Raw genomic sequence first — 5,923 nt, 5'->3', positions numbered from 1 at the left:
TGAAGAAGTCGAAAACTATATAACCGAAAACAAGCATCTACCCGAAATTGCATCCGCAGAAGAAATGGAACAAGAAGGGGTTTATCAATCAGAGATGAACAAAAAACTGCTTCAAAAAATTGAGGAGCTTACTCTTTATATGATTGAGCAAAATAGGACCAACCAAGAACAAGCAACACTTATCAAAGATCAATCTGAAGAACTGAAAAGCTTAAAAGAAGAAATAAAGATTTTAAAGGCTAAAAAATAACCAGCTTATAACAATGGCGAGCTGCTTATTGAGCGTAAAAAAGCCAAACTGCTAAGCTTGGCTTTTTTGGATAATGATATCTCTTACTTCCATTAAAGCAAAACCTAAAAGGTTTTCTCCCTTCCAGTTTACAGGGTTCTCAATACCATTTTCCCCTACTTTCATACCTATTCCCCAAACTTTGTCATAAGGACTTGCTTCTACAATAACTGCATCATCAGTGTTGAGCAAAAAGTCTTTCAAAGTATCATTTTGGTTAAATTTTAAAAAATTCCCTTCAAGAACTATTCCATATTTATGCTCATTCCAAACTTCCTGATCGAAGTTCTTTATTTGTCTACCAAGACTTTTAATTTCCTTTGGATCATTAACAGTTATAATCTTTTTGAGTATTACTTCATCCTTAAATAATTCGGCTTTCTTGAACATCATCCATTTTTCAGCCGTAGAAAAAACCAATCCATTGTGGATAAAATCAGACTCCCACCATTGACTAAAACAGCTTTTCCCGATATTGCCATTTTTCTTAGGTTGGTGTCCCCAAAAGAAGATAAACTTAATATTAATATCTTCATCATATTTGTTTAAAAGCCAATTTAAATTGTATTTCATGAGGAAGTGGGGCTTTTCTTGACTTTCAGCCATTCATTATAAAATTCTTTCTGTTCGCTTACTGTAGAGGAAATAAAATTATCTTTGTCAACTTCAAAAATATTTACAACATCTGTCATTTTAGCAGGAACACCAATTTTGAGCCTGTAGGCTTGATCTCCATCTCCCATATCTCTCATCATCGGGGATGGATAAACGTCCTTGCTTGCCCCATTACAGATTACTGAAACTCCATCTTTTTCTAAGCTTTCTCTAATTCTACATAGAAATGTAAAATAATCTTCTACAACTTGGTTCACGCTGTTTCCATCAAAGGAAAAAAGAGACTAACCTCATCTGCATTTTGAAGATTTTCTAATATAAACCAACCTTCGAGTTCTTTTCCATCCTTGTTTGTTATTAATATCTTGTATCTCATTACGCTATATAATTGGGATTGGAAATTAAAGTGTTCAAACGAGACTTTCCCTTTAGGGTAAGCCCCTTTAAAATGTGCTTGAAGGGTAAGAACGAAACGAGGTATTGCCTTCTATTGATGCAGTAAAAAGGATTGCTGAAGCACTGGAAACACCTATTGCTTATCTGTTGGGAGAGGCTGAGCCTGATGACCTTTTAAAGATCCTGCTATGCTCAGAAGTCTAAAAGAAACAAATGCACTCCCTGACAAAGACAAAGAGTGCATTTTGTATAATTTGGATGCCGTGCTTAGGGATGTGAAAGCAAGGCAGGCTTATAGTTAATTTATTTTGAGTACTCAGGAACTCGAGCTTTTATTTCCTCCATTATAATTAAAAGTTTTTGTTTGCTCCCTTCCAATTTCTCTGGATCATTAGTAATGTTTTCTCTAGATAAAATCAAGTATTTACCTTTATCGGTATACTGGTATTCTACCCCTTCTAAATCATCTGGAATAGGGATTTCATAATCATTAGAAAAATAAGTAATCCAGCCTAAGGGAGCTTTGTATCCTCTCGCAACTTTATTAAATGCTTGATCCGATATTTTAATTACTGAATAATCTATTGAAAAAGATTTTTCAGCCGTCTTCAAGAAAAAATTAGCTTTTTCGAATGTGTCAAAGCATAGCTCGTTAACCACAACACGTGCTATTGAAGCCAGCGTACTAGTAAATGAATAATTGAGTGTAATTAAAGTTTCTTCATCAATTTTTACCTCCAACCCAATATTAATGACTCCTTCTCGTGAAAAATTAATATCCGGATCTTCCACTTTATCAATCTTTCGAATGTCATCAATATTTTGATGCAAAATTTCTTCGGCCAATAATTGAACAGAATTTAACTCATTAACTTTAATACCAGGCTGGAGAGTTTCTTTTTCTGATATAATGTTTACTTGATTGTAACTACGATCAGCTACAGTTAAACTTTTATAGAAATCAATAATTAATTCAGCAATCTGAATAATAGACAACTTCTCTTTTTTCAGAATAATCAGTGGCACTAATTTACTATGTTTCATACTCAATTTATTATTGTCTGCTGAGCCACGTGAACTACTTCGATATTAATACCAGCATCATCAAATAGTGCTTGTATTCCATCAGCCCCAAGCTCCGTAGACACTTCCCATTTCACAGGCGTTCCTCCTGCAGCTGCTATTTGCTCTCTACCTTGATTTAGTATACTATTTGCCCTGCTTTGATTATGAACCGTTCCGTCAGCATTAAAAATACTTGGTCCATGCCCATACTTTCTATCTATTAGCGTTCCGTCAAAGGTTACATTATCAAAACTTCTACCTCCTTTATCAAAACTTAAAAAAGCATCTCCACTAGCTTCTCTTTGATATTGTTTAGCATTATTTAGTACAAAACTAGTATTACCTTCTGCAGGTGTGGGAAAACCTTTTATACTTACCCTATCTATATTAGCATCTGAAGCCCGTTTTGTTGCATCCAATACCTTGTCAGGGTGTTCCCATGGTAATCCTTTAGTAGCTGTTCGAGCACTTAGCAAATCTTCGAGACCTTTGGTATCTAACCCCAAATTGTTGTTTTTAACGAGATCATCGAATTTCTGAAGTTGTTTCGTATTAGTTGCTAAATCATCTAAACCAACATTTTTAAAGGATTTCCACCCATCAACCAATTTAGAATTACCAGCCAAAGCATTACCTAGCTCATCGTTTTGCGATTCGGCAATATCCTGAATAAGCTTTTCCTGCTGCTCTTTTGGCAAGTTACCAAATTCAGGAGATTTGTTGATTTTATTTTTGAAATTTGTTTCAAAATCCTTGTTTCTTCTTGTTAAGGCTTCCGTAGGGTTTGGAGACGGTTTATAGGCTTTGACAAGCAATGTATTAGCACTGGCCCAGCCGGCATAGATTGTTCTGACGACTTTGGTGCTTAATTCTCCAATGGCATGGTATTGCTTGTATGTTCCATTATCACCCCTTAATTCACTCCACCCTTCCTGATAGGATGAGATCATGCTGCTAATCTGATCTCCAATATTAAAGTTTTTTGCGCTCTCTAATATTTGAACCCACGTAGACTTATAAACTAAAGACTGCCCCAATTTTACCATTTCAGCAAAATCCTTAACAGCAACCATAGACTCATCTACCACTCCACTAACACTTGCTGGGGCCTTCGCACGCCATTTATTCGAATCCCCTGCTTCCGGATCCCAAGTGCCCTCCGGTAGCTCAAAATGATGGCTTAGGTGATACCCAAGCTCAAAAAACTCAGTCCATTTAGACAATACACCCCATCCCTTAAAGTTATAGTCCGGATAGGTTTCTGTTGGTAAACCACTTACAGCAGGAGAGGTAGGTTTATTGGCTACAACATTGTCATAGTCAAACGCAATTAAACCAACCATTAATTGTCGAAAAACAATTAGTTCCTCTAACTGATTAGTATAAATCTCTTCATCTTCAGAAGTGTTCCATCCCTGAGCTTCCAATTCTTGAGGGCTCGCTTTAAATGCGTCGTCATCAACAGAAATCACATATTCCACATGATTATCCAATTTTTTAATTGCAGTAATAATCACTGCAGGTTTATCGCCACCTAAGGTTTGATTAACAACTTCATCTTCTTTTATTCCTAATTCAGGATCAATTATTTCTTCAAAGGTTTGGATCTGAATAGCTAATGCTGGGGCAAACGATCCACTGTAGTGTTCCTTGAAATTTTTAAATTTATCTAAATTAAAAAGTTCTTCATAATAAACATTCAAACCTTCGGTGTCCAGGTAAACATCTCCACTAATATTGGAATAGGCAGAATATCTTTCTTTAATATTTTTACTCCATTCACTATCCCCTCTCTCCCCTCCAAAACAAGATGAAGCAGAAGTACTGCGACTTACCTCCAAGCTAGACCTTGTGGTTGCCTTAGCATTATTAGTCACTATGTTTCCGCCATACAAGGGTGTATTACTAGGTATTATAAGTTTATTAGGAAGCAGATGGGATTCAGTACCTACTTGATCGTAGATAATATCATCAAAGGAATAATTAATATTGCCATAACTTAAGTTTATATCATCCTTATGATAGGCTTTGCCTTCATAAGAAATAAAGGAATCACCTAACTCCTTCATTAAGGAAGGGATCGTAAAATCATCAGAACAAGTACTCTGAAGAGCTGGAATGAAAGGGTTCTTATCATCTTCGTCTAATCCAATATTAGCAGTAGTAAACCAGCCAGCTCCTGGAGGAGAACAACTAACTTTGGTATCAGAATAATAGCCATCTCCATCTAAATCTTTGTACCAGGTCGTATTGCCAACCTCTAGGTCATTACAATCTTCTCCAAAGGTGAAACTTTGAAGAAGTTCGTCCGGAAATATAAATACATCCCCACTTCCATCTGCCTTTTTATACTCATAGGTAACAATCAAACTGGAGTTTGGTATAGGAAAATAAAAATTTACACCTTCTGGTATACTAGGGTCGTAGACCGGAGGAGGGAGAATGTTTAGTATGGATTCAGGGAAATTCGAGGCCCTAATTTGCTCTCCACTAAATCTACCGTGCCCACAATCTTCATTTTTGAAAACTGAATGAAAGCCATCTCTATCAAGGTCAATATATACCGCTACAGGTGGTACTTCTAGGACATTACAAGCTCCACATTCATCAACTTTTACTTTATTGGAATCGGTATCATCACAATCTTTTCCATCCCCGGGTGAAGTACTCCATTTACTCTCTAAATCCGTGTTTTTACCAGGGTTATCACAAGAATCTTCTTTTCTTCCATAATAATTATCCCCATCATCATCAAAATACCAGGCTTTTATCCTTGTTAAATTGGAATCTTGATCATCGCAATCCCGCCCATTTAGTGATGAAGTACTCCACTTGCCTTCCTCAGAAGTCCCCTTCGCTGGGTTACCACAGGATTCCTCAGTATATCCGTAATAGCTATCATCATCTCCATCAAAATACCATGTTTCTACTTCCTGAACCGAGGCATCACTGTCATCACAGTCAACACCATTTACCGAGGTTCTCCAGTCTCCACCAGGATGTTCACACAAGGATTGAGTACCAACACTAGGGTCATAGTAGCCATCACCATCGCCATCAAAATAGTAAATACGCTCATCACAAACACATTCACAATAGAAAGTACTAAAATAATAAATAGGCCACGAACAAGACTCAGACTTTTCTTCAATTTCTTTATCATAATACTCATAGTATGCAGCCCAATATCCAACCTTATGTCCATCTTTGTAATCTTGAGTGGGTGGGCAACCATCCGGCCAAGTCACTCCCGGATAAACTGATCCTGTAAAATCGCAAATTTTGCCATCTTCCCTCCCATCTAATTTACCTTGTTCGTAACCCACCTCATGCCCCTCCCAGTAGGTCCCAAATTCACAATGTTTCGACCGTACGATCTTTGGGTCTTCTGGCCTTGATAAATCAGGTACACTTACAGCATCCGTTTCACCAAAAATTTGACCATATGAGGGTGAAAGCGTTACCAACACAAAAAATAATAAGTTGAGTATAATTTTATTCATATATAAATCTATTATTTTAGTACACCGAAAGGCTTTTATTTGATGATAAATTTAC

General features: G+C 36.7%; 4 protein-coding genes and 1 pseudogene. 1 reads left to right on the top strand and 4 read right to left on the bottom strand.

Annotated elements, in window-relative coordinates:
* Positions 1–250 (top strand): annotated as a pseudogene (locus E1171_RS23780) (hypothetical protein); the annotation flags it as partial.
* 51 nt (positions 251–301) lie between these two features.
* On the opposite strand, the gene ybiA reads toward E1171_RS23780, so the two are convergent.
* The 4 genes from ybiA to E1171_RS09135 all read right to left on the bottom strand — a co-directional run bounded on the left by ybiA (position 302) and on the right by E1171_RS09135 (position 5,868).
* Positions 302–862, bottom strand: coding sequence for a riboflavin biosynthesis intermediates N-glycosidase (gene ybiA, locus E1171_RS09150; protein WP_155205704.1), 561 nt, complete (start codon positions 860–862; stop codon positions 302–304).
* Positions 859–1,161 carry a hypothetical protein gene (locus E1171_RS09145; RefSeq protein WP_155205703.1) on the bottom strand — a complete coding sequence of 101 codons (303 nt, stop codon included), beginning with the start codon at positions 1,159–1,161 and terminating at the stop codon, positions 859–861. Before E1171_RS09145 ends, ybiA begins: the two co-directional genes overlap by 4 nt.
* Before the next feature lie 442 nt (positions 1,162–1,603).
* Complete coding sequence (locus tag E1171_RS09140; RefSeq protein WP_155205702.1) at positions 1,604–2,344, bottom strand: hypothetical protein; 741 nt, start codon at positions 2,342–2,344, stop codon at positions 1,604–1,606.
* Between the two features lie 2 nt (positions 2,345–2,346).
* A complete protein-coding gene (locus E1171_RS09135; RefSeq protein ID WP_155205701.1) occupies positions 2,347–5,868 on the bottom strand; it encodes a hypothetical protein in 3,522 nt (1,173 codons plus the stop codon).
* Positions 5,869–5,923: the final 55 nt, after the last annotated feature.

Origin of the sequence: Xanthovirga aplysinae (assembly GCF_009711365.1) — a bacterium.
GTDB classification, from domain to species: Bacteria; Bacteroidota; Bacteroidia; order Cytophagales; family Cyclobacteriaceae; genus Xanthovirga; species Xanthovirga aplysinae.
This window is presented reverse-complemented; position numbering and strand designations above follow the sequence as displayed.